We start from the raw sequence: 21,989 nt of genomic DNA, 5'->3' as shown, positions 1-21,989 counted from the left end.
AATGAATATTGAAGTCAACGCAATCTTCCAAATTGCCGGCATCGGCATCATTATCGCCATGATCCACACGGTGCTAAAGCAGATGGGCAAGGAAGACATCGCCCACTGGGTTACCATTGTCGGCTTCATCATCGTGTTATTTATGGTCATACGTATGCTGGACGGCCTGCTCCAGGAAATCAAAACGATTTTTCTTTTTCAATAGGCCAAGGTTATGGAAATTATTCAAGTGGTAGGAATTGGGCTCTTGTCGACGGTCCTGATACTCGTACTCAAGGAACAAAAGCCGATGTTCGCCTTCCTGCTGACCACTGCCGCAGGCATTCTGATCTTCCTGTTCCTGATCGGCAAGATTGGAACGATTCTGGGGACGCTGGAGCGGGTGGCGGAGTCCTCGGGTATGGAAATGATCTACATCAAAACTGTATTCAAAATTATAGGGATTTCCTATATCGCAGAGTTTGGAGCGCAGATTGTGCGCGACGCCGGGCAGGAATCCATTGCTTCCAAGATAGAGCTGGCCGGTAAGGTGCTGATTATGGTGCTGGCTGTTCCGATTATCAGCATTATTATCGAGACGGTAATGAAGCTTCTGCCGGCATGAGCAAACACCTTGACGACAGAAGAAGTTAGAAGCAGAGCGGGGGAAAGGATATGCGTGCGCGCAATGTTTTTCGGCCACCAAAACTAAAAACAATCCTGCTCCTTCTGCCCTGCTTATTGCTGCTGCTGTGGGGCTCAGGAATAGCCTTCGCAGCCCAAACTACACCATCACCTTCGCCGCAGCCCACAACTCAGGGAGGTTCCTCCGCGGTAGACCACTGGGTAAAGGGACAGGTGCAGAATCTGCCTACGGGTGAGGTGGAGTCGTACTGGAATCAGCTGATGAAGGACTATGGGGGATTTTTTCCGGAAGGCAAAACACCTTCGCTGATGGATATGCTGCTGCCTGGAGATAACGGCCTAAGCTTCAAAAGCGTAATGTCCGGCCTGACCTCTTACATGTGGCATGAGGTGCTTTTCAATGGCAAGCTGCTGGTAACGATCGTTATGATCAGCGTACTCAGCATGATTCTCGAAACGCTGCAGACCGCTTTTGAACGCAAATCGGTTAGCAAAATCGCCTATATGCTCTGTTACATGGTTGTACTGGTCATTGCTGTGAACAGTTTCAACGTAGCTATAGGATATGCAAAGGATGCTATCGACCACATGTCTGACTTCATGATGGCCATGATCCCGTTGCTGTTCGCACTGCTGGCATCCATGGGGAATATCGTGACCGTCTCCGTCACCCATCCGCTGATTGTATTCATGATTCATACCGTAAGCACGCTCATTCATACCGTGATTTTCCCGCTGTTCTTTTTCTCCGCGGTGCTGCATCTGGTGAGTGCGATGTCGGAGAAATACAAGTTAACCCAGCTTGCCAATCTGCTGCGAAATGTCGGTGCCGGACTGCTGGGCGTACTGCTGACCGTATTCCTTGGAGTCATCTCCGTCAGAGGGATTACCAGTTCGGTGACGGACGGAGTAACCCTCCGCGCCGCCAAATACATTACAGGAAACTTTGTGCCGGTCATCGGCAAAATGTTCGCAGATGCCACCGATACGGTGATTTCTGCATCGCTTCTGGTGAAGAACGCCATCGGGCTTTCGGGTGTCATTATCATTTTGTTCCTTTGCGCATTTCCGGCCATTAAAATACTCGTGCTCGCCCTCATCTACAACGTGGCTGCGGCCGTAATGCAGCCCTTGGGCGAGACGCCGATTGTTACTTGTCTGCAGACGATCGGCAAGAGCATGATCTACGTGTTCGCGGCGCTGGCCGCCGTATCGCTCATGTTCTTCCTGGCTGTCACAATCATGCTGACCGCCGGAAATGTCACCGTCATGATGAGGTGAGGTACAAACTGTTGGGAGGAAAGACAATGACCTGGTTGGGCGGTTGGCTTAGGGAACTTATTCTGGTGGTGCTGTTGGCTGCTTTTGTGGAAATGCTGCTGCCTAGCAAATCCATGGAGCGGTATGCCAGGCTGGTGCTTAGCCTTCTGGTGCTGCTGACCCTACTTAGCCCTATTGTGGCCCTGCTGAAGGGAGATGTCACCGGAGAGCTTAGCCTGGCCATGAATCAGCAGGAGAAGAAAGGCGGAGTGTTCTCGGGAGCAGGGAAAGGTGCGGGTTCTTTGGAGAAGATTCTGGCAGAGGGCCGGGTGCTGGCGGCAGGAGCGCAGGAGCAGAGCCTGAAGCTGGCTGCTGAAGAGGTTGCCGGGCAGATGCGAAACCAGATTGCCGGGATCACCGGTGTGCAGGGTGCCAAGGTTACAGTGACGCTGGGGATGGGAAAAGCCTCTGATACCACTCAGGGTGAAGCTGTACCGGTGATAGCTTCGGTGAACGTATCCTTTCCAGCTGCATTCTCTGGCTCAGGAACAGGCAGCGGGGCGGCGACGGGCACAACAACAGGCTCACCCTCGGAGTCGATTGTTATTACACCAGTAGAGCCGGTACAGGTTAATCTGGGCTCTGATTCCGATAAGACTTCCGCCGCCGCATCCGCGACATCCTCACCTGACATACCGGAGGGCAGCAGTGCCACACCGGGAAGCGGGTTGGACCAAGACCAGGCTGAGTCGATCATCAAGCTGTTGGAGCAGAACTGGAATCTGAGCCGGGAAGTCATTCATGTGCAGAAGAGCATTACCGGGGAAGCAAAGCTGTAAACCTAACCAATCACGCGACTGCAGGGAGGATAAGAGATGGGCAACTGGCTGAAAAAACTTGAGCAATGGGCTGGAGGCGGTGGTTCTGGCAGTCCGAAGCGGAGTCACACTTTCCGCTGGCTGATTATTCTCGGGCTGCTCGGCGCGGCAATTATGCTGTTCAACTCCTTTGTGAATGTGAAGAAGCTGGACAGCGAGAATACGGGGCGTGAGCCGCCGCCAATCGAAAGTTCACAGGCGACCCTGCAGCAGGGGAATGGAGCAGCCTCCGATTCTTTTGACAGCATTGAACAGGCGATGGAGAACCGCACCAAAGAGATTCTGGAGAAAATCGTCGGTGTCGGCACAGTGGATATCATGGTTACCGTGGATTCTACAGAGGAAATCGTAGTACAGCGCAATATGAACGATTCCCAGCAGCAGAGCGAAGAAACAGATGCCAGCGGCGGTAAACGTCACACCACACAGTATACAAGGGATGGCGAAATCGTTACCTACAGCCAGTCAGGCGATGAAACCCCGATTATTACCAAGCGGATCAAACCCCAGGTGCGTGGTGTGCTGGTTGTCGCCAAAGGTGCAGAGAACAAAATTGTCAGGGGTCTGATTGAAGAGGCGATAGAAAAAGGCCTGAACGTGCCAGGTTATCGCATATCCGTAGTTCCGCGCAAGCAGGAATAGCCGATTCATTCGTACTGTAGTTCATGCTAACAAAACTAAGCGTATGCTTCCGGAGTGAGTTTTGTACGAAGAAAACCCAGGGAGTAAATGCTAACAAAACTTTTAGGAGGAATTATAAATGAAGGGCAAACGACAGACAATTTGGTTGGTTTCCATGCTCAGTTTGATGGTGGTTCTCTCCGCATACTATTTATTTACGGAAGACTCGGGTGCCGCTGTTCCCAAGGAAACGGCTGGCAGTATGCAGGTGGATAATATTAAAAGCGGAGCCGACGGAGCCCAGTCTCCTGCTCTGGACAGCGGACTGGTTATCAACGAAGTATCTACGCAAGGGGTAACCGGGGATGCAGGCAATGCCACAGTGAAGGAAGACAGCAGCACAGCTGCCGTTACAGATGACAGTAGTAAGGCGGCCACATCGAATGATAAAGACAAGGCTGCCAATGCAGTAACCGATAAGGACAGCACAGCCGCTGATGCCGGCATTTCCTCAGAAAAAACGATTACAGCAGAAGCCGATAAGACACCGGCTCCGACTTCAGACCCTACTGCAAGTCCCTCCAAAATAGACAAAAATAACACGAAAACAGGCAAAGACAGCGCAGCCGCCAATACGGAGAAGAATCCAGCAAAAGGCGACGCTGCAATCCTGGACGAAGTAGCTTCACAAAGTGTTTCAGCCAGCAGCCTATTCACCAACTATCTGTATGAACGCGAGCAGAAGAATCTGAAAGACCAGAACGATCTGCTCGCCACAATCAATAACATGGATAAGACACCTGCCGAGAATGCGGCAGCCAATGAGCAACTGAATAAGCTGGAGGAAAAGAAATCCAAAATTACCAGCATTGAGGATCAGCTGCAGCAAAAGTACGGTGAAGCCATTGTCAAAGAGGAATCCGGCGATACCTATACCGTTGTTGTCCTCAGTGACAAGCTTGATGTGAAGCAGGCGGTTGGAATTGTAGACCTTGTTATGAAGGAACTGAGTGTCACACAGGATAAGATTAGAGTCCAGTATGTATCCGAGCAATAATATCCGCTTGAGAAAAACAACAGAAAATGCCGAAAGAGCTCGGGTTACCCCGGGCTCTTTCCATTTCTAGCGTTTGTGATATAATACATAAAGTTATCTTGGAATATAAGAAGAATAAGTGGCACATTGTTTTTCTTTTTTATATTTCTTGCAAGAAGCGGGTATCTGAAAGCGTTTCGGGTAAAACTGCATGTCATTTGAAGCATACGCTTCCTGAGAAGAACGGAGAAGCCTTTTTTGCTTGTGGCTTCGAGAGAAAGCTGAAGGAGTGAACTATTGAATGTTCAAGTTAAGCGAGATTAAGGAACTGATTAAATTGCTGGACCAAACCTCCTCCGTACACGAACTGGAGATTGAAAGCGAAGGAATGAAGCTTGCTATCCGCAAACCGGATCGCTCTGAAGCGGATGGTATGGCGATTCAGGCGACTCCTTATGCCTATCCTTTTACGCCAGCCCCTCAGCCGCAAAGCCAGCAGTATGCTGCACCTGCGGTAGTGACCGAAATTCCGGCAGCATCTCAGCAGCCGGTCTCTACAGAAGGCACACTGCATAAAATTGTCTCTCCGATGGTAGGGACCTTTTATAGTGCGGCTTCTCCAGAAACCCCATCCTTTGTCAATGTGGGCGACCGGGTTAGTGAAAAATCAACGGTCTGCATCATTGAAGCCATGAAGCTGATGAATGAGCTGGAGGCGGAAGTCAGAGGCGAAATCGTGTCTGTCCTCGCGGAGAATGGCCAGCTTGTTGAATATGGTCAGCCTCTGTTCCTGGTGAAACCGGAATAACAGCCGCGAGAATCATGAGGAGCTAGCAAGCTTCGTTAAACTTTGGGAGGAAACGCATGAACATTCAAAAAGTGTTGATTGCCAACCGCGGTGAAATCGCGGTCCGCATTATCAGAGCTTGCCGTGAACTGGGCATATCCACCGTTGCGGTTTACTCGGAGCCTGACCGGGATTCATTGCATGTCCGGCTGGCTGATGAAGCGTACTGCATTGGCCCGATGCCAGCCAAGGACAGCTATCTGAACTTTACCAATATTATGAGTGTAGCTACATTGACGGAATGCGACGCCATTCATCCCGGTTACGGATTTTTGGCCGAGAATGCGGATTTCGCAGAGATTTGTGAATCCTGCAACATCACTTTTATCGGACCTTCGCCGGATGCCATCACCCGCATGGGTGACAAGGCTGTGGCCAAGGAAACGATGAAACTGGCGGGCGTTCCGATTATTCCGGGCTCTGACGGGCTTGTGGGTGATGTAGAGGAGGCAGTCATGCTGGGCCGTGATATCGGCTACCCGATTATCGTCAAAGCTACTGCAGGCGGCGGAGGCAAGGGCATCCGCATAGCCGAGGATGAGGAATCCCTGGTGAAGCAGATTACAGCTGCCCAGCAGGAAGCGCAAAAGGCCTTCGGCAATGCCGGGGTTTACCTGGAGAAATTCCTGACAGGTATGAAGCATGTGGAGATTCAGATTATTGCCGACAACCATGGCAATGTGGTGCATTTGGGTGAACGGGACTGTTCTGTCCAGCGCCGGCGTCAGAAACTGATTGAAGAAGCACCTTGCTCGGTTCTGACTCAGGATATCCGCGATGCCATGGGCCAGGCTGCCGTACGTGCCGCTCAAGCCGTGAATTACTCGGGTGCGGGTACACTCGAATTCCTGCTTGGACCGGATGGCCAATTTTATTTCATGGAAATGAACACCCGGATTCAGGTTGAGCATCCGGTAACAGAGATGGTCACGGGTGTCGACCTGATCAAAGAGATGATTTCTGTTGCGGAAGGCAACCCTTTGTCCTTTACCCAGGAAGACATTCACATCAATGGCTGGTCCATTGAATGCCGGATCAATGCGGAAGATCCGGAGAAGAACTTCATGCCTTCACCGGGCAAAATCGGTTTTTATCTCCCGCCGGGAGGTTTAGGTGTACGGGTGGACAGCGCAGCATACCCGGGGTATACGATCTCCCCTTTTTATGACTCAATGATTGCCAAGCTCATTGTATGGGCTCCGACCCGCCAGGAAGCCATCGCCAAGATGAAGCGGGCGCTCTCTGAATTTGCTGTGGAAGGCATACATACAACGATTTCATTCCACCAGAAATTGCTGGAGCATCCGGTGTTTTTGGACGGTAATTTTGATATTAAATTCCTGGAGGATTATGAAATTTAGGACGGCTTTGCTTTGTTTGTCATAAAGTTCGCCAAATGATATAGTATGTTTAATAAGAGACGTGCTTTGCGCTTGAAATATTGAACAACTTTTTCTTTGAAAGGTGTGAGTCCACAATGAGTACATTGCCGACAGAATACGAACGTACGGAAATCGGTGAAATCCAGATCGCTCCAGAAGTGATTGAGGTAATCGCAGGTTTGGCAACTGTGGAAGTTAAAGGTGTGGCAGGTATGAGCGGCGGTTTTGCCGGAGGCATCGTTGAACTTCTAGGCCGCAAGAACCTCTCCAAAGGTGTAAAGGTAGAGGTTGGGCAACGCGAAGCTGCAGTGGATGTGTCCGTGATTATCGAGTACGGCAACCGTCTCCCGGAAGTGGCTGCAGAAATTCAGCGCAACGTGAAACGTTCGATCGAGACCATGACTGGTCTGACCGTAGTTGAAGTGAATGTGCATATTCATGATGTTCAGTTCCGCAGCAACACTGCTGTAGACAAGAACGAAGAAACGGACGCGGTTCTCCGCGTGAAATAAAGCCAGCTTTCTTCCATAAACCCCCGACAGCACCGTCGAGGGTTTACTCTAATTTGAGGAGGTTATGAGACTCGTGGCAAAAATTTTGGACAGGCTCCTGCTGTTCCTCTACAGCTTATGCATCGGAATATTATCTGTAATTGCCATCCTCCTGTTAAGCGGTGCTATTCCGGACTCCTTTGAAATGCTGGACAGACCTGAGGCATATATAGCTGCCATAGCTGTTGCTGTCATTTTGTTCCTGCTCAGCATCCGTTTCTTCTACATTTCACTGCGGCGTGACCGGGCATCCTTGCCTTCGGTCGATCAGCGCACAGAGTATGGTGATATTCAAATCTCCATGGAAACGATTGAGAACCTGAGCCTGAAGGCTGCCGGCAAAGTCAAGGGAATCAGAGATTTGAAGTCGCGAATCCGGGTCTCACAGGCGGGTCTTGAGATTATGATCCGCGCAGTTGTGGACGGGGAGCATTCCCTTCCGTTGCTGACTACCGAGGTTCAGCGCCAGGTGCATGATTTTGTGCAGGAAACGACCGGTATTCCTGTAGCGGACGTCTCGGTATACATTGCTAACCTCACACAGTCTCCAAGCTTCAAAAGTCGAGTGGAATAGAGGTGAGTTTCCCTTATGTTGTGGAAAGCAGTATGGGAAAGTCACGGGGGTAGAATTGCCGGAGTCACCTTCGGTGTCGTTCTCGGGTTGATTTATTTGATTAGCGGTTTTTGGGATATGCTGTTCTTTGCACTGGTTGTGTTCATAGGATATACGCTTGGCAAAAGAAAGGACACCGCTCAGCCCCCGCTGTTTCAGTGGCAGGAGCTGGTAGGGCGGTTGTCCGGACGCTGGCGTCCTTTCAAATGAACCGCGATAGTTTTTCTTCCGGAGCCTGGAACCCGTAGTATGAGTTGCCTGATGCCGGAGGAAGGGCTGCGCGGTTTTTTTGCAGTTGCTGCTCTCTTAGAGGATAGAACCTGCTCCATTAAGCTTACAATAGTTGCAGGAAGAAACAACGATACACCCAATATAAGCAAACAAGATATGTTTGTAGGAGGAACACATGAAAAGACGTTTAGCAAGAGAAATTATTGTCCAAAGCCTGTATCAGATGGAAATGAATGAAGTGGAAAGTGCGGAAGCGGTGGAAATGCTGATAGCCGAAGCTTCGGAAGAAAATGAGACCGAACGTGTAATTACAGACGAAATCGAGCTGAAAGCTTATGTTGTAGCGCATGTTAACGGTGTATGGGAACACAAGATGGCCATTGACGATATGCTGGAGCATTATCTGAAGGGCTGGCAGATGAGCCGGCTCTCACGGGTAGACCGCCAGATTCTCCGTCTTGCCACGTATGAGATGGTCTTTGCAAACGATGTGCCGGCTAAGGTTTCTGTCAATGAAGCCATTGATCTGGCCAAACATTTTGGCACTGATGATTCCGGGAAGTTCGTTAATGGTGTGCTTGGCAAGATGATTCAGGAGATTGATACGCTTAAGACGGATCTGTAAAAGCTGTTTTTATCGAAATATAAGAATGTACTGGTTTCACGCTTCATCCAAACTTTCAAAGCAGATAAAAGGGGAGAGAATTACATGACAGCAGCAATTATCAGCGGTAAACAAGTATCTGACGAAATTCGTATCGACATTGCCCGGGAAGTTGCCTCATTAGCCGAACGGGGCGTAAAGCCTGGTCTTGCTGTTGTACTCGTTGGTGAAGATGCTGCATCTCAGGTCTATGTGCGCAATAAAGAAAAATCCAGTACTGAACTGGGATTCCATTCCGAAGTGCACAGACTGGATGCTGCGACAAGTCAGGAAGATTTGCTGGCGCTTGTAGCTGAACTGAACCGCAGGGATGAAATTGACGGGATTCTGGTGCAGCTTCCGCTTCCAAATCACATTGACGAGAAGGCTGTAATTAATGCCATTGCTGTGGACAAAGATGTGGACGGTTTCCATCCGATTAACGTCGGCAATCTGGTTATCGGAGATGACAGCCTCTTGCCCTGCACGCCTGCGGGTGTGATCGAACTGATCAAGCGCACAGGCACCGGAATGTCCGGCAAGCATGCTGTTGTAATCGGACGGAGCAACATTGTCGGCAAACCGGTATCCCTGCTGCTTCAGCGCGAGAATGCTACAGTAACGATGTGTCATTCGCGGACCGCAAACATGGCTGAACTTAGCCGTCAGGCAGATATTCTGGTTGTTGCTATTGGCCGGGCCAACTTCATTGACGGCTCTTTTGTAAAGCCGGGCGCGGTGGTTATCGATGTCGGAATGAACCGTTTGGATAACGGCAAGCTCGCCGGAGATGTGGACTATGAAAGCGCGAAGGAAGTTGCCGGATACATTACTCCTGTACCTGGTGGCGTAGGACCGATGACCATTACCATGCTGATGGCCAATACGCTTACTGCAGCCAAACGCCGCCGCGGCCTGGATAAGGAATAGGTAGCGCCCATGGCGGCAGATCGGCAGATTTATTCGATTAAAGAGCTTAACCGTTATATCCGCATGAAGCTCGATTCGGATGTAGTGCTCTCTGATGTATGGGTTCGCGGGGAAATCTCGAATTTCACCCACCACGGCAGCGGTCATATGTATTTTACACTTAAGGATGAGAGCAGCCGGATCAAGTCCATCATGTTTGCTTCCCATAACCAGCGGCTGCCCTTTGTACCGAAGGAAGGGACCAAGGTAATCGCAAGAGGGAATGTGACCGTCTACGAACGGGACGGGCAGTACCAGTTCTATGCCACACATATGCAGCCCGATGGTATCGGCAGTTTGTATCTGGCATATGAACAGCTGAAGAATAAGCTGGAGCTGGAAGGCCTGTTTGCGGCGGCACGCAAACGGCCGCTCCCTCGGTTTCCCCACTGCATCGGGGTAGTGACTTCCCCGACAGGTGCGGCCGTGCGGGACATTATCATCACGCTGCAGCGGCGGTTTCCGCAGGTTGCAGTTGTACTGTATCCAGTCCTGGTACAGGGGAATGGTGCAGGGTCTTCCATTGTGAAGGCGATTGAGAACCTGAACGCTATGGGCGAAGCCGATGTGCTCATTGTCGGACGCGGGGGCGGCTCCCTGGAAGAGCTATGGGCCTTCAATGAGGAGGCTGTAGCCCGAGCGATTGCAGCCTCACGTATTCCGGTCATCTCGGCCGTAGGCCATGAGACCGATTTCACGATCGCCGACTTCGCCGCCGATCTTCGGGCGGCAACCCCGACGGCGGCGGCTGAGCTGGCCGTACCGCATGCCGCGGAGCTGGCGGCACAGCTCCGCACAGCGCAGCAGCGCCTGCGCCAGGGACTGTTGCGCCGCTCGCAGCGCGGCGGCGAGCGCCTGGCCTCGCTGCAGCGCTCGCTGGAGCTGGTCGGCCCACGCCGCCAGCTGGCCCAGCACGCGCAGCGGCTGGACATGCTGCGCGGGGGCCTGCTCCGCGCAGCGAGAGAACGGCACGGCCGAGCGCGGGAGCGCCAGGCCGTGCTGCATCACAGCCTGCAGCGCTTCCACCCGCAGGCGAGTGTCAGCGCTGCGCGGCGGCGCACCGAGAGCATCACCCGCGAGCTTGCGGGTGCCATGCAGGTGCGCCTGCAGGAGAAGCGCTCGCGCTTCGCTGCCGAGCTGCGCCATCTCGATGCGCTCAGTCCGCTTAAGGTGATGTCGCGAGGGTACAGTCTCGTCTATGACGAGCAGGAAGAGCACTTAATCAAATCGCTGAACGAAGTAGAGCTCGGCGACATGGTCAACATAAAGCTGAACGACGGACAGCTAAGCTGCCAGGTATGGGGAATGAAGGAGGATGGCATAACAAATGGCGAAGGAAGCTGAATTGGACTTTGAAGGAGCCATGGAGCGGCTGGAAGAAATCGTGCGTGAGCTCGAGCACGGCGACGTTCCCCTGGAAAAGGCAATCGATTTGTTTCAGCAGGGCATGAAGCTCTCGCAGCTGTGCGGAAGTAAGCTGGAGCAGGTGGAGCGCAAAATCGAAATGATCACCGAGATGGACGGAGAACTGCGCAAAAAACCGTTCGGTGCCCGGCTGGAAGGTGACGGCGATGAATCGCTTTGAACCCAAGCAGGCGGCAGAGCCTACGGGGAATCTGCAGCGTCAGCCGTTGAGTAAATATATTACGGAGATCAGCGGCCTGGTTGTGAAGGAGCTGGAGGCGACCTTGCCTGAGCATTGGAAGGTGCCCGGCAGTCTGAAGGATGCGATGAACTATTCTCTGCAAGCCGGGGGCAAACGTCTCCGTCCACTGCTGGTAGTCGCAGCCTGCGAGGCACTGGGAGGCAGCCGTGAAGCGGCTCTGCCGGTAGCAGCTGCAATCGAGATGGTACATACCTATTCGCTGATCCACGATGATCTGCCCGCAATGGATAATGACGATTACCGTCGCGGCAAACTGACCAACCACAAGGTGTTTGGCGAGGCTACGGCGATTCTGGCCGGAGACGCGCTGCTGACACATGCCTTTTACAGCGTTGTCCAGGCTTCACGGAGACATGGCATTTCAGCGGACAGAGCCCTTTCAGTTGTAGAGGATCTGGCAGAAATGGCAGGCCCGCGGGGCATGGTCGGAGGACAAATTGCCGATATGGAGGGCGAACAGGGGCTTACCGATCTGCAGCAGCTTCAGTATATCCACCAACATAAGACAGGGGATCTGATCATATTCTCCCTTGTGGCAGGCGGACGAATTGCAGGAGCAGACAGCAGACAGCTTGAAGCATTGCGTGATTTCGGAACCCATATCGGACTGGCCTTTCAGATTCAGGATGATATTCTTGATCTGGTCGGGGACGAAGGCAAGCTCGGCAAAAAAACAGGCAGCGACGTTAAGCAACAGAAGGTGACTTACCCGTACTTTATCGGGCTGGACGCTTCCCGCGAAGAGGTCCGGCGGCTGACAGCGGCCGCCCGCAGTGCAGTACTTGAAGGCGGTTTTCACGACAGTACCCGCCTCTTGGACATCGCGGAATACCTGATGAAGCGTGATCACTAGCATGAATTCCGGGACGGCTGTATTTCGACAGCCGTTTCGTTTGTGTTATAATGGGGTTTATATATATTTTACAACATCTAGGAAAGCGGGGAATACTCGTGCTGCTTCCACAAATAAATGATCCTCAGCAACTTAAATCTTTGTCAGTCGAGGAGCTGGCTACTCTTGCGGAGGAGATCCGCCGGTTTCTGATCGAGAAACTTACTGCAACAGGCGGGCACCTCGGCTCCAATCTGGGGGTAGTGGAGCTCACACTGGCCCTGCACTACTGTTATGATAGTCCCCGGGACAAAATGATATATGACGTAGGCCACCAGGCATATGTCCATAAGATATTGACCGGCCGCCAGGACCGTTTTGACACGCTGCGCAAAAAAGACGGATTGTGCGGCTTTGTTAAGCGTTCGGAAAGTGAACATGATGTCTGGGAAGCCGGGCACAGCAGTACTTCGCTGTCAGCGGCAATGGGTATGGCCATGGCCCGTGATCTGAAAGGCGAAGACAACAAGGTTATCGCTGTCATCGGGGACGGAGCGCTGACCGGCGGGATGGCGTTTGAAGCACTTAACCACATCGGCCACGAACGCCGCAAGTTGATGGTTATCCTCAATGACAATGAAATGTCGATTGCGCCGAATGTGGGGGCAATGCACAACTATTTGAGCAAAATCCGTTCGGACCGCCACTACCTGCGAGCAAAGGATGAAGTCGAAGGACTGCTGAAGAAGATTCCTGCCATCGGTGGAAGGCTCGCCAAGACTGCCCAGAATGTGAAAGACAGTCTTAAATATATGATGGTTCCCGGTGTGCTGTTTGAGGAGCTTGGCTTCACATACCTTGGACCGGTCGACGGTCATGACATGGAGAAGCTGATAGATACCTTTCATCAGGCCGATAATGTATCCGGACCTGTACTGGTGCATGTTCTGACTACTAAGGGCAAGGGGTACAAACCTGCTGAAACCGATTTCTACAAATCACATGCCATTTCTCCTTATAAAATTGAGTCCGGCCAGTCCTTAAAAGCTGTCGGGAATCCTATGTATACTGAAGTATTTGGTCAGACATTAATCGAACTGGGCCGTCAGGACAAGCGGCTGATCGCAGTGACTCCGGCGATGCCTGGCGGCTCAGGACTGTTCCCGTTCGCCAAGGAATTTCCCGACCGGATGATTGATGTCGGCATTGCCGAGCAGCATGCGGCAACTTTATGTGCAGCCTTGGCGATGGAGGGGATGAAACCTGTGTATGCAGTGTACTCTACCTTTATGCAGCGGGCCTATGATCAGATTGTGCATGATATCTGCCGTCATAACGCCAATGTTATGTTCGCTATCGACCGTGCAGGCTTTGTCGGTGCTGACGGCGAGACACATCAAGGGGTATATGATATAGCCTTTATGCGCCATATTCCGAATATGGTGATGATGATGCCGAAGGATGAGAACGAGCTGCGCCATATGATGAAGACAGCTCTTGAATATAATGATGGTCCGATCGCTTACCGGTATCCGCGGATTGACGGCACCGGTGTTGACATGGATACCGAGCTACAGGTACTTCCAATCGGTTCCTGGGAGCGGCTGCGTCCAGGCGATGACTACGCTGTACTCGCCTGCGGACCTATGGTTCAGGTGGCTGAAGAAGCGGCAGAGCAGCTGAAGCGGGAAGGCATTCAGTTGAGTGTTGTCAACGCCCGCTTCCTGAAGCCGCTTGACAGCTCCATGCTGCTCGATCTGGCCCACGCAGGCACTGGAATGATTGTACTGGAAGAAGCCAGCCAGGCGGGAAGTCTGGGCAGCGCGGTGCTTGAATTTTATGCGGAGCATGAAATTTATGATGCCCGTGTTCATTTGATGGGCGTGCCGGATATCTTTGTAGAGCATGGCTCCATCAAAGAACAGCGCCAGCAAACCGGATTGACTGTTGAAGCAGTAGTCAGCCGGATCAAGACGATGAAGGCATCGAGCTCATTTGCCTATAAGACGACCTCAACCTCCTGAACAGGACAGTTGAAGCGGCAAGCCTAAGAACAATCAGGAGATGACCATGGAACACCCTAAGGAACGGATTGACGTATTGTTAGTGGAACAAGGATTTTACGATAGCCGTGAGAAGGCCAAGGCAGCTATCATGGCCGGGCTGGTGCTTGCGAATGAGGAACGGATTGAGAAGGCCGGGATGAAGGTGCTGCGTAACGCCGTCCTGAGGGTGAAAGGTGCGGTACACCCCTATGTCAGCCGTGGCGGGCTGAAGCTGGAGAAGGCGCTGCGGCAGTTTGGTATTGACCTGAACGGGCGCACCATGCTGGATATCGGTTCTTCCACAGGAGGCTTTACCGATTGCGCACTCCAGAACGGAGCAAGCCACGTATACGCTATTGATGTAGGCTATAATCAGCTGGACTGGAGTCTGCGCAATGATGAACGGGTAAGTGTGATGGAGCAGACGAATTTCCGTTATATGACCCCACCCGACCTTCAAGGTCCTGTTCCCGATTTTGCCAGCATAGATGTATCATTTATTTCTCTCAAAATTATTTTACCGCCGCTGATGGCGCTTCTTGAACGCCCTGCAGATATTGCTGCGCTGATCAAGCCGCAGTTCGAAGCCGGCCGGGAAAAGGTCGGGAAATCAGGTGTGGTCCGCGAACCGGCTGTCCACAAAGAGGTGCTCATGAACGTTCTGGGCATGGCTGCTGAACTGGGCTACAGGCTGAAAGGCTTAACCTTCTCCCCCATCACTGGAGGTGAAGGCAATATCGAGTTTTTGGCCCACTGGAAGCTCCTGCCTGAGGCAATAGAGTCCGGCGATGAACAGCCTTCAGGAGAACTACTGCCGGACAACTTCGCAGCAATCGCCGAGGCTGTGATCCAGGAAGCGGCAGCAACCTTCAAAGTCAGCAAATCTGGAAACTCATCCAAGTGATGAGTTTCTTTTTGACTGTACCAAAGCTTTTTTGCAATATACTGAGGAATAAGGTAGTCTAGCCTTATCTTTCCTCTATTATGAAATTGCTACAATCACTTTCAGCTGCGATTTCGGCTGCCAAAGCAGGATTTTAGCGGGCTTCACGCGAATTAATCACCGAGGTGATGAAGTTGGCGGGCTCTGATAAAACCGTAATGGTGCTAATTGGACTGGCAGTCGCAATATTTATCATTTATCGGATTTACATATGGCTGCAAAGCTCCCCGCGTTCGTTCATTAAGGACAGGCTTCCGCTGAATAAAGTCATTTTGCCTCATCCTTCCATTGATTTGCTGGAAGCAGCGGGCTACGAAGTGATCGGAGGCAAGCTGAAGATTCCGCTGTCTTTTAATGTAGACGGGGCTTCCATGTACAGCAGGCTGTTCATTGATTATGTAGCGAGCAAGGAAGAGGATTCCTACTATTTGGTCATTCTATCCCGCCCGCGCAAAACGCTCGACTTTACCGGAAGCAGCCTCCGGGATTCACTTTTGCCTTACCTGCTGATTTATCCGGACTGCAGCGGAGTGCTATATGTTAATACCGTCACTTCTGTAATCCATGAGATCAGGCTGGGCAAAGACGACGGCGAATCCAATTAGAAAGTTAACTTAATCATACGGGAGGCAACAATGAAAGGTCACAGGCACATAAAGATACGTGAGATCATTACACAACAGGAAATTGAGACGCAAGACGATTTGGTAGAAGCACTGCGAGAGGCCGGTTTTCAGGTTACCCAGGCTACGGTGTCGCGGGATATTAAGGAGCTTTTGCTGATAAAAGTACCTATGGACGATGGGAGATACAAATATTCCCTGCCTACAGATCAACGCTACAACCCGACACAGAAGCTGAAGCGTGTGCTGGTGGACAATTTTGTGCATATTGATTCCTCCGGGAACCTTGTGGTGATGAAATGTCTCCCGGGAACGGCTAACTCTGTCGCTGCCCTGATCGATAATATTGATTGGCCGCAGATTATGGGTACCATTTCCGGTGACGATACGATCCTGATTATCTGCCGTCAGCCAGAGAACAGCAAAGACGTAATTTCGCAAATCATGGGATATATATCCTAGAATCATAGATGTCGCAATCATCTTTTCGGAGGTGCAGTATTCGTGTTAGACACATTGTCGATCCGTAATCTTGCCGTTGTTGAAGCGGTGGATGTGCATTTTTATCCCGGTTTTCATGTACTTACAGGGGAGACCGGTGCAGGGAAATCAATCATTATCGATGCGCTTGGACTTGTGGTCGGAGGCCGTGGCTCAGCGGATTCCATCCGTTACGGTACAGACAAAGCAGAGATGGAAGCGCTATTCAGCCTGCCTGTATCACATCCCGTATGGGAGACGCTGGAGCGTCTTGGCATCACAGCAGATCCTGAGGAGCATTTAATTATCCGCCGTGAGATTACCTCCCAAGGCAAAAGCACTTCGCGTGTCAACGGACAGATGGTAAATCTTAGCATGCTGCGGGAAATCGGTGAACAGCTGGTTAATATTCACGGACAGCATGAGCATCAGAATCTGCTGAAGGCAGAGCGCCATCTGGGCCTACTGGATACTTACGGCGAAGCTGTTATCGGACCGCTTAAGGCCGACTATCAAGAGAAATATACCGCCTTTGCTAAGGTGGAAAAAGAACTCCGTGAATTGCAGGAAACCAGCCAGAAGGCCTATCAGATGCTGGATTTATACCGTTTTCAGCTGGAGGAAATTTCTTCCGCAGGACTAAAACCGGGGGAAGATGAATTACTTGCCGAAGAAAGGGTCAAACTATCCCACAGCGAGAAAATGATGGATTCGGTATCCGGCGCATACGAGCTGCTGTATGACAGGCAGGGGCTGGAATCCATCGGTAATGTGATTTCCCGGCTGGAGGATGCGGTTCGATACGATGAGAAAGGTCTGAAGGGTATCCTGGACCAGCTTCAATCCTCATATTACCAGCTGGAGGATGCCGCCTTTCAGCTGCGGGATTACCGTGAGGATATTGAGTTCAACCCGGCACGGCTCGAGGATATTGAGAACCGGTTGGATCAGATCTCCGGACTTCGGCGCAAATATGGAGACAGCGTAGAGCAGATTCTGGCTTATTATGAGCAAATTAGCCGGGAGACCGATTTGCTGGAGAATAAGGATGAATATATTGAGAAGCTGACCGTGAAGCGCAACGGACTCCTGAACACATTAATGGAAGCAGCGGAGGCGCTCAGTGAAGCCCGCCGGCAGTGTGCAGCAGATTTGGCTACCCAAGTTGAAAGTGAACTGAAAGACCTGCAGATGGAACGGACCTCGCTTCAGGTGAAAATGGATATTCTGGAGGACCCCCGTGGTGTGGAATACCAGGACCGCCGCTACCGGCTGACCCGCCAAGGCATCGACAGTGCAGAGTTCATGATCTCTCCGAATCCAGGTGAGCCGCTTCGCCCGCTGGGCAAAATCGCTTCAGGCGGTGAGCTGTCACGGATTATGCTGGCGATGAAGAGTATTTTTGCCCGGCACGATGCGATCCCTGTACTCATTTTTGACGAAGTGGATACCGGGGTCAGCGGAAGAGCAGCCCAATCAATCGCTGACAAGCTGTACAAGCTTTCAGCCACCTGTCAGGTGTTCTCCATTACCCATCTGCCTCAGGTAGCGTGCATGGCTGATCATCAGTATCTGATCCGCAAGAAAGTTGAAGACGGGCGCACGATGACCGAAGTGGAATCGCTGCCCTTAGAAGGCCGGGTCATGGAGCTGGCCAGAATGCTGGGCGGTGTGGAAATTACCGAAAAAACCTTGCACCACGCACAGGAAATGCTCGGACTGGCCGAGGCCAGCAAGGCGGCTGCAGGGTAAGCGGGACAATGATTGACAGTAATAAAAGCCTGGGGGCAAGGTTATCTTATAGGTACGCAATTGGCGACCACCTTTTTCGTCAAGCGAAAGAAGCAAAAGGGAGCGTGACAGCCATTGAAGCCGAACCTCAGGAAATTAATGCCCGGCCTTTTATTTGCCTTCTTTCTCAGCTTATCAGGCATAACGGGACCTCATCAGAGCTATGCTGCAGCGCAGGCTGACAAGACCGTTTTGGGGGAAACCCGTGATCTCAAGGTGATCCCGGGGGGGCAAACGATTGGTGTAAAAGTAAAGTCAGCAGGCGTGCTTGTTGTAGGACATCATTTAATTGAAGTGTCAAAGCAGTCCAAGCTTTCTCCTGGTGAGAACAGTGGTTTACTGCCCGGGGATTTGATGATCTCCATCAATGGGGTGAAGCTGGACGAGGTGTCCAAGGTTTCCAGGCTAGTGGAGCATGCAGGCAAATCCCATCAGCCCCTTACGATTGTGTACAAACGTGCCGGTAAAGAGCATACAGCTAAGCTGACACCGGCATATGACCGTAATGACAAGGTTTGGCGCTTGGGCCTCTATATCCGCGATTCTGCGGCGGGTGTCGGGACTCTGACCTTTTATGCACCGGAGCAGGGAGTGTATGGTGCACTGGGCCATGTTATTACCGATATGAACACCGGGACTCCTATTGTCGTTGGCAGCGGACATATTGTGCAATCCAGCGTGACCTCTATATCCAAGAGCCAGGATGGCGATCCAGGTGAGAAACGGGCCCATTTTCTTAAGGAGAGTCAGGTCCTCGGGAATGTGGAGAGTAATACGGATTTTGGAATCTTCGGTAAAATGACCCGCAACCCGGAGCACAGCCTATACAAGGAACCGATTCCGGTGGCTATGAGTAATGAAGTGAAGGAAGGTCCGGCGCAAATTCTGACGGTTGTGGATGGACAGCAGGTGGAACGATTTAATGTAGAGATTATTCATGTTGCACGTCAGGATACTCCAGCGACCAAAGGCATGGTGCTTCGTATTACCGATCCCCGACTGATTGATAAGACGGGCGGCATTGTTCAAGGTATGAGCGGCAGTCCTATTGTACAGAATGGGCGTTTGGTCGGTGCGGTAACCCATGTATTCGTCAATGATCCCAAATCAGGCTATGGCTGTTTTATCGAATGGATGCTTCAGGATTCCGGTGCAGCCCTGCAAGAACACACTTTTCCCTATGATCTTAAGGCGGTTTAGCCTTAAGATTTTTTTGTCGAAGACCAGCGAACAAGATCGAACCATGAAATAAAATTATTAATTATAATCCAACTCTAAAAAAAAATAAAGAAAAATAATTTTCGACAGAAGGATATTGAATCAGTATGTCGAAATTGTAAGGGAGCGAAGATAAATGATTATTTTCGAATAGCAGATATAAATAAGGAGGAAGCAGCCAGTGCAGAACATTGAAGTGTTGTTGGCCGATGACAACAGGGAGTTTACGAATTTGCTTGCCGAGTACATTACGGAACAAGAAGATATGACCGTGACGGGCATCGCCTATAATGGGGAAGAAGTACTTCAAATGCTGAGCGAAGCACGCAAAATTCCCGATGTCCTTATTCTTGATATCATCATGCCTCATTTGGACGGATTGGGTGTCCTGGAGCGCCTGCGCGATATGGATCTGAAGCCGGAACCAAAGGTCATTATGCTGACCGCCTTCGGTCAGGAGAACATCACTCAGCGTGCTGTGCAGCTAGGCGCATCTTATTATATTTTGAAGCCATTCGATATGGAGGTTCTCGCCAACCGTGTGCGGCAACTCGCCGGTACACAGGGCAGCATGAGCACTTCATCCAGCATGTCCAATTATTCGGGCTCCAGAGGAAGCAACGTAGTGCCGCTCTCCAAGGGCAAGAACCTGGATGCCAACATTACCTCGATCATTCATGAAATTGGCGTACCTGCGCATATCAAGGGTTATCAGTATCTGCGTGAAGCCATTACCATGGTATATAACAACATTGAGATCCTGGGAGCCATCACCAAGACCTTGTACCCGGCAATAGCCGAAAAATTCAAGACAACACCGTCTCGTGTAGAACGCGCCATTCGACACGCCATCGAGGTGGCCTGGACCCGTGGCAACATCGACAGCATCTCCCACCTGTTCGGCTATACCATTAATATCTCCAAATCCAAGCCGACTAACTCGGAATTTATTGCCATGGTAGCCGACAAGCTGCGGATTGAGCATAAGGTGTCTTGAAAGGGTAAGGGGCAGGATACGTGACGGGGTATTGAAATCTGATTATTATTCATGAAACGGGGGTGTCCCATAAGCCATGAAATGGTTGGGACGCCCCTTGTTTTGGAGTAGGATGGACATTTGCGCTCGGTTAGGACGCTGCACGAACGGACCGTTGTTCCAATCGCTGTGCACTTCAGAATTTTTTTATTCCCCTTTGTGATGAAAATCCGGAAAACAAAAGGAGGTTGTGGATTTTCACCCATAACCTCCTTTTGTTAACACTCCCCATGTAGAGTCAGTCCTTTTGTTTTATACAAAATAAGGATCTGGTTTAAATAAAAGAATGATGAAATCAACTAAAGCTCCGATTCCCATCAACCCTCCAGTAAATAGATAAAGGATCCCAGTCCCAATTTTGCCTTCATAAAATCTATGTACTCCAAAGACACCAAGGAAGAAACAGAGAAGAACGGAAACCCATTTGCTTTTTCTTCTACCCGACCCTGCATTGTTGTTTACGTTGTTGTTCAAATTAGAATTATTAATAACAATATGGGGTTGAGAGGCTGATCCTTTCAACTCTTCTACTTGCAGTCCGCACTTATTACACACGACTGCTTTTAGAGGTATTTTCTCCCCGCAGTGTAAGCAAAATTTCATTTGAGTTGAATTCGTTGGTTGTGCTGTTCTTAGGTTAGAACCGGACATTTTATATTCCTCCAGCAAATAATAATATAGGTAATTTCACCTATGAATATTCTATCATATATTGTTGAAATAGAGGGAAATTTATTAATAAATGGAATTATATTTAATTTAAAAATATTCAAATTTAAATATATGTATTTATTATCCTAGTCCTAGGAGCCTAAACCCGAATATCGATCGAACGTGATCCAGAGGATTTATCGTTTAGCTGACCCGATACGCCGGTGGCTGGGGCCTCAGCGGTGTCTGTTTTCTTTTGGCTTGCTGAAGAATGGTCCTGATCCTCCTTCTCTGTACCTTCGGGATGTAAAAGCGACCTGGGGAGATCTTTTCTTGTTGCTGCCGTATTGCCGTTGTCTTTCAGTTCGGATACTGCATCTCCAATTTTGCTGTCGATGCTACGAACAGTAGATTTGATATCCTGGACCCTGTCTCTTTTGGTTTGAAGGACTGTGCGTTCCGCATTTTCCAGCATAGTGGCTCTTCCGGCATCATGGGTTGGGTTGTTGGATAATCGGACTTCCTCCAGCTTCACCTCACCCTCCAAAGGCTTGATTTCACCTTCCACCTTCTTGCTAAGGCCCACCAGCTTGCCCAGCCGGTCATAAGTGATATGATTCTGCAGTAGGACATGCATGGATTCAGCGGTAATATCCGATGTGGGTTCCGTTTCAGGCTTTTTTATTTCGGCCTTATTGGGCTTGCTATTCTCTATCTTTTCCTGCATTTCCTCGGCTTTTATCTGGGCGATTTGTGCATCAATTTCCTGTATGGATGTTTTCAGGGCCTGTACCCGTTCTTGCTTTAGTTTTTTATCCATATTCTCATTGGATTTTACAGCTTCAATTTGCTCGTTGATTCTTGATTTCTGGTCCATCAAGCCTTGAATTTCTTTGTCTCTGGAATTTGAAATGGCTTGATGGCTGTTATTTTGAATAGGACTAGTGTTACTAGATATAGATGAGATCAATGCCATGAGGATTTCCTCCTAAATGAAAGAATTATTTTCCATATAAAAGCTATATCGGTAATACGACAAGGGAAAATAA

General features: G+C 50.5%; 25 protein-coding genes. 23 read left to right on the top strand and 2 right to left on the bottom strand.

Features of this window, described 5'->3' with window-relative positions:
• Nucleotide 1 precedes the first annotated feature (1 nt).
• From spoIIIAC to spo0A, 23 genes are all read left to right on the top strand, one after another.
• Nucleotides 2-205, top strand: a complete 204-nt coding sequence (gene spoIIIAC, locus A3849_RS25220) for a stage III sporulation protein AC (RefSeq protein ID WP_020426549.1) — start codon at nt 2-4, stop codon at nt 203-205.
• A gap of 9 nt (nt 206-214) precedes the next feature.
• Nucleotides 215-604 (top strand): stage III sporulation protein AD, encoded by a 390-nt coding sequence (gene spoIIIAD / locus A3849_RS25215; protein ID WP_039875230.1) that lies wholly within the window; start codon nt 215-217, stop codon nt 602-604.
• Between the two features lie 50 nt (nt 605-654).
• Nucleotides 655-1,905: a stage III sporulation protein AE gene (spoIIIAE, locus tag A3849_RS25210; RefSeq protein ID WP_074113852.1), complete on the top strand. Its 1,251-nt coding sequence runs from the start codon at nt 655-657 to the stop codon at nt 1,903-1,905.
• Between the two features lie 26 nt (nt 1,906-1,931).
• Nucleotides 1,932-2,723 carry a stage III sporulation protein AF gene (locus A3849_RS25205; protein WP_074113851.1) on the top strand — a complete coding sequence of 264 codons (792 nt, stop codon included), beginning with the start codon at nt 1,932-1,934 and terminating at the stop codon, nt 2,721-2,723.
• Between the two features lie 36 nt (nt 2,724-2,759).
• Complete coding sequence (spoIIIAG, locus tag A3849_RS25200) at nt 2,760-3,404, top strand: stage III sporulation protein AG (RefSeq protein WP_074113850.1); 645 nt, start codon at nt 2,760-2,762, stop codon at nt 3,402-3,404.
• Between the two features lie 118 nt (nt 3,405-3,522).
• Complete coding sequence (locus A3849_RS25195; protein WP_074113849.1) at nt 3,523-4,440, top strand: SpoIIIAH-like family protein; 918 nt, start codon at nt 3,523-3,525, stop codon at nt 4,438-4,440.
• A gap of 280 nt (nt 4,441-4,720) precedes the next feature.
• Nucleotides 4,721-5,227, top strand: coding sequence for an acetyl-CoA carboxylase biotin carboxyl carrier protein (gene accB / locus A3849_RS25185; RefSeq protein WP_074113847.1), 507 nt, complete (start codon nt 4,721-4,723; stop codon nt 5,225-5,227).
• A gap of 56 nt (nt 5,228-5,283) precedes the next feature.
• Nucleotides 5,284-6,627: an acetyl-CoA carboxylase biotin carboxylase subunit gene (accC, locus tag A3849_RS25180; protein WP_074113846.1), complete on the top strand. Its 1,344-nt coding sequence runs from the start codon at nt 5,284-5,286 to the stop codon at nt 6,625-6,627.
• Between the two features lie 116 nt (nt 6,628-6,743).
• A complete protein-coding gene (locus A3849_RS25175) occupies nt 6,744-7,160 on the top strand; it encodes an Asp23/Gls24 family envelope stress response protein (protein WP_074085287.1) in 417 nt (138 codons plus the stop codon).
• 73 nt (nt 7,161-7,233) lie between these two features.
• Nucleotides 7,234-7,773: an alkaline shock response membrane anchor protein AmaP gene (gene amaP / locus A3849_RS25170; RefSeq protein WP_074085286.1), complete on the top strand. Its 540-nt coding sequence runs from the start codon at nt 7,234-7,236 to the stop codon at nt 7,771-7,773.
• A gap of 15 nt (nt 7,774-7,788) precedes the next feature.
• Nucleotides 7,789-8,022 carry a DUF2273 domain-containing protein gene (locus A3849_RS25165; protein ID WP_074085285.1) on the top strand — a complete coding sequence of 78 codons (234 nt, stop codon included), beginning with the start codon at nt 7,789-7,791 and terminating at the stop codon, nt 8,020-8,022.
• A gap of 196 nt (nt 8,023-8,218) precedes the next feature.
• Nucleotides 8,219-8,668, top strand: coding sequence for a transcription antitermination factor NusB (gene nusB / locus A3849_RS25160; protein WP_074113845.1), 450 nt, complete (start codon nt 8,219-8,221; stop codon nt 8,666-8,668).
• A gap of 84 nt (nt 8,669-8,752) precedes the next feature.
• Nucleotides 8,753-9,616 carry a bifunctional methylenetetrahydrofolate dehydrogenase/methenyltetrahydrofolate cyclohydrolase FolD gene (gene folD / locus A3849_RS25155; protein WP_074113844.1) on the top strand — a complete coding sequence of 288 codons (864 nt, stop codon included), beginning with the start codon at nt 8,753-8,755 and terminating at the stop codon, nt 9,614-9,616.
• A 9-nt stretch (nt 9,617-9,625) separates the two neighbouring features.
• A complete protein-coding gene (gene xseA / locus A3849_RS25150) occupies nt 9,626-10,999 on the top strand; it encodes an exodeoxyribonuclease VII large subunit (RefSeq protein WP_074113843.1) in 1,374 nt (457 codons plus the stop codon).
• Entirely contained in the window at nt 10,983-11,240 is a 258-nt protein-coding gene (xseB, locus tag A3849_RS25145) for an exodeoxyribonuclease VII small subunit (RefSeq protein WP_074085281.1), read from the top strand. The genes xseA and xseB overlap by 17 nt, the downstream gene beginning before the upstream one ends.
• Complete coding sequence (locus A3849_RS25140) at nt 11,227-12,174, top strand: polyprenyl synthetase family protein (protein WP_074113842.1); 948 nt, start codon at nt 11,227-11,229, stop codon at nt 12,172-12,174. The genes xseB and A3849_RS25140 overlap by 14 nt, the downstream gene beginning before the upstream one ends.
• 98 nt (nt 12,175-12,272) lie before the next feature.
• Complete coding sequence (dxs, locus tag A3849_RS25135) at nt 12,273-14,177, top strand: 1-deoxy-D-xylulose-5-phosphate synthase (RefSeq protein WP_074113841.1); 1,905 nt, start codon at nt 12,273-12,275, stop codon at nt 14,175-14,177.
• Between the two features lie 46 nt (nt 14,178-14,223).
• The gene (locus tag A3849_RS25130; protein WP_074113840.1) at nt 14,224-15,102 is read left to right on the top strand and encodes a TlyA family RNA methyltransferase; all 879 of its coding nucleotides are present in this window, start codon (nt 14,224-14,226) and stop codon (nt 15,100-15,102) included.
• A gap of 173 nt (nt 15,103-15,275) precedes the next feature.
• Nucleotides 15,276-15,746: a hypothetical protein gene (locus A3849_RS25125; RefSeq protein ID WP_083613655.1), complete on the top strand. Its 471-nt coding sequence runs from the start codon at nt 15,276-15,278 to the stop codon at nt 15,744-15,746.
• A gap of 30 nt (nt 15,747-15,776) precedes the next feature.
• A complete protein-coding gene (gene ahrC / locus A3849_RS25120) occupies nt 15,777-16,226 on the top strand; it encodes a transcriptional regulator AhrC/ArgR (RefSeq protein ID WP_074085276.1) in 450 nt (149 codons plus the stop codon).
• Nucleotides 16,227-16,268: 42 nt separating this feature from the next.
• Nucleotides 16,269-17,996, top strand: coding sequence for a DNA repair protein RecN (gene recN, locus A3849_RS25115; RefSeq protein ID WP_074113838.1), 1,728 nt, complete (start codon nt 16,269-16,271; stop codon nt 17,994-17,996).
• A 138-nt stretch (nt 17,997-18,134) separates the two neighbouring features.
• Nucleotides 18,135-19,235 carry a SpoIVB peptidase gene (spoIVB, locus tag A3849_RS25110; RefSeq protein WP_372237795.1) on the top strand — a complete coding sequence of 367 codons (1,101 nt, stop codon included), beginning with the start codon at nt 18,135-18,137 and terminating at the stop codon, nt 19,233-19,235.
• 199 nt (nt 19,236-19,434) lie between these two features.
• The gene (gene spo0A / locus A3849_RS25105) at nt 19,435-20,250 is read left to right on the top strand and encodes a sporulation transcription factor Spo0A (protein WP_074085273.1); all 816 of its coding nucleotides are present in this window, start codon (nt 19,435-19,437) and stop codon (nt 20,248-20,250) included.
• Nucleotides 20,251-20,541: 291 nt separating this feature from the next.
• Here the strand turns inward: spo0A and A3849_RS25100 are convergent, their stop codons facing one another.
• Both A3849_RS25100 and A3849_RS25095 read right to left on the bottom strand, forming a co-directional pair.
• Complete coding sequence (locus A3849_RS25100; protein ID WP_083613654.1) at nt 20,542-20,940, bottom strand: TM2 domain-containing protein; 399 nt, start codon at nt 20,938-20,940, stop codon at nt 20,542-20,544.
• 160 nt (nt 20,941-21,100) lie between these two features.
• The gene (locus A3849_RS25095) at nt 21,101-21,916 is read right to left on the bottom strand and encodes a FlxA-like family protein (RefSeq protein ID WP_074113836.1); all 816 of its coding nucleotides are present in this window, start codon (nt 21,914-21,916) and stop codon (nt 21,101-21,103) included.
• Nucleotides 21,917-21,989: the final 73 nt, after the last annotated feature.

Origin of the sequence: Paenibacillus sp. P46E, from assembly GCF_001909095.1 — a bacterium.
GTDB lineage: Bacteria > Bacillota > Bacilli > Paenibacillales > Paenibacillaceae > Paenibacillus_AQ > Paenibacillus_AQ helianthi.
Note: the sequence above shows the minus strand (reverse complement) of the source record. Positions and strands in the feature narration are given on the sequence as shown.

What these genes read in the sequence shown, in the direction of transcription:
- spoIIIAC (WP_020426549.1), top strand. Translation starts at nt 2, where the DNA reads ATGAATATTGAAGTCAACGCAATCTTCCAAATTGCCGGCATCGGCATC.
- ahrC (WP_074085276.1), top strand. Translation starts at nt 15,777, where the DNA reads ATGAAAGGTCACAGGCACATAAAGATACGTGAGATCATTACACAACAG.
- spoIIIAG (WP_074113850.1), top strand. Translation starts at nt 2,760, where the DNA reads ATGGGCAACTGGCTGAAAAAACTTGAGCAATGGGCTGGAGGCGGTGGT.
- spoIVB (WP_372237795.1), top strand. Translation starts at nt 18,135, where the DNA reads ATGCCCGGCCTTTTATTTGCCTTCTTTCTCAGCTTATCAGGCATAACG.
- xseB (WP_074085281.1), top strand. Translation starts at nt 10,983, where the DNA reads ATGGCGAAGGAAGCTGAATTGGACTTTGAAGGAGCCATGGAGCGGCTG.
- folD (WP_074113844.1), top strand. Translation starts at nt 8,753, where the DNA reads ATGACAGCAGCAATTATCAGCGGTAAACAAGTATCTGACGAAATTCGT.
- xseA (WP_074113843.1), top strand. Translation starts at nt 9,626, where the DNA reads ATGGCGGCAGATCGGCAGATTTATTCGATTAAAGAGCTTAACCGTTAT.
- spoIIIAE (WP_074113852.1), top strand. Translation starts at nt 655, where the DNA reads ATGCGTGCGCGCAATGTTTTTCGGCCACCAAAACTAAAAACAATCCTG.
- nusB (WP_074113845.1), top strand. Translation starts at nt 8,219, where the DNA reads ATGAAAAGACGTTTAGCAAGAGAAATTATTGTCCAAAGCCTGTATCAG.
- A3849_RS25175 (WP_074085287.1), top strand. Translation starts at nt 6,744, where the DNA reads ATGAGTACATTGCCGACAGAATACGAACGTACGGAAATCGGTGAAATC.
- A3849_RS25095 (WP_074113836.1), bottom strand. Translation starts at nt 21,916, where the DNA reads ATGGCATTGATCTCATCTATATCTAGTAACACTAGTCCTATTCAAAAT.
- A3849_RS25195 (WP_074113849.1), top strand. Translation starts at nt 3,523, where the DNA reads ATGAAGGGCAAACGACAGACAATTTGGTTGGTTTCCATGCTCAGTTTG.
- A3849_RS25165 (WP_074085285.1), top strand. Translation starts at nt 7,789, where the DNA reads ATGTTGTGGAAAGCAGTATGGGAAAGTCACGGGGGTAGAATTGCCGGA.
- A3849_RS25100 (WP_083613654.1), bottom strand. Translation starts at nt 20,940, where the DNA reads ATGTCCGGTTCTAACCTAAGAACAGCACAACCAACGAATTCAACTCAA.
- A3849_RS25130 (WP_074113840.1), top strand. Translation starts at nt 14,224, where the DNA reads ATGGAACACCCTAAGGAACGGATTGACGTATTGTTAGTGGAACAAGGA.
- accC (WP_074113846.1), top strand. Translation starts at nt 5,284, where the DNA reads ATGAACATTCAAAAAGTGTTGATTGCCAACCGCGGTGAAATCGCGGTC.
- spoIIIAD (WP_039875230.1), top strand. Translation starts at nt 215, where the DNA reads ATGGAAATTATTCAAGTGGTAGGAATTGGGCTCTTGTCGACGGTCCTG.
- accB (WP_074113847.1), top strand. Translation starts at nt 4,721, where the DNA reads ATGTTCAAGTTAAGCGAGATTAAGGAACTGATTAAATTGCTGGACCAA.
- A3849_RS25205 (WP_074113851.1), top strand. Translation starts at nt 1,932, where the DNA reads ATGACCTGGTTGGGCGGTTGGCTTAGGGAACTTATTCTGGTGGTGCTG.
- A3849_RS25140 (WP_074113842.1), top strand. Translation starts at nt 11,227, where the DNA reads ATGAATCGCTTTGAACCCAAGCAGGCGGCAGAGCCTACGGGGAATCTG.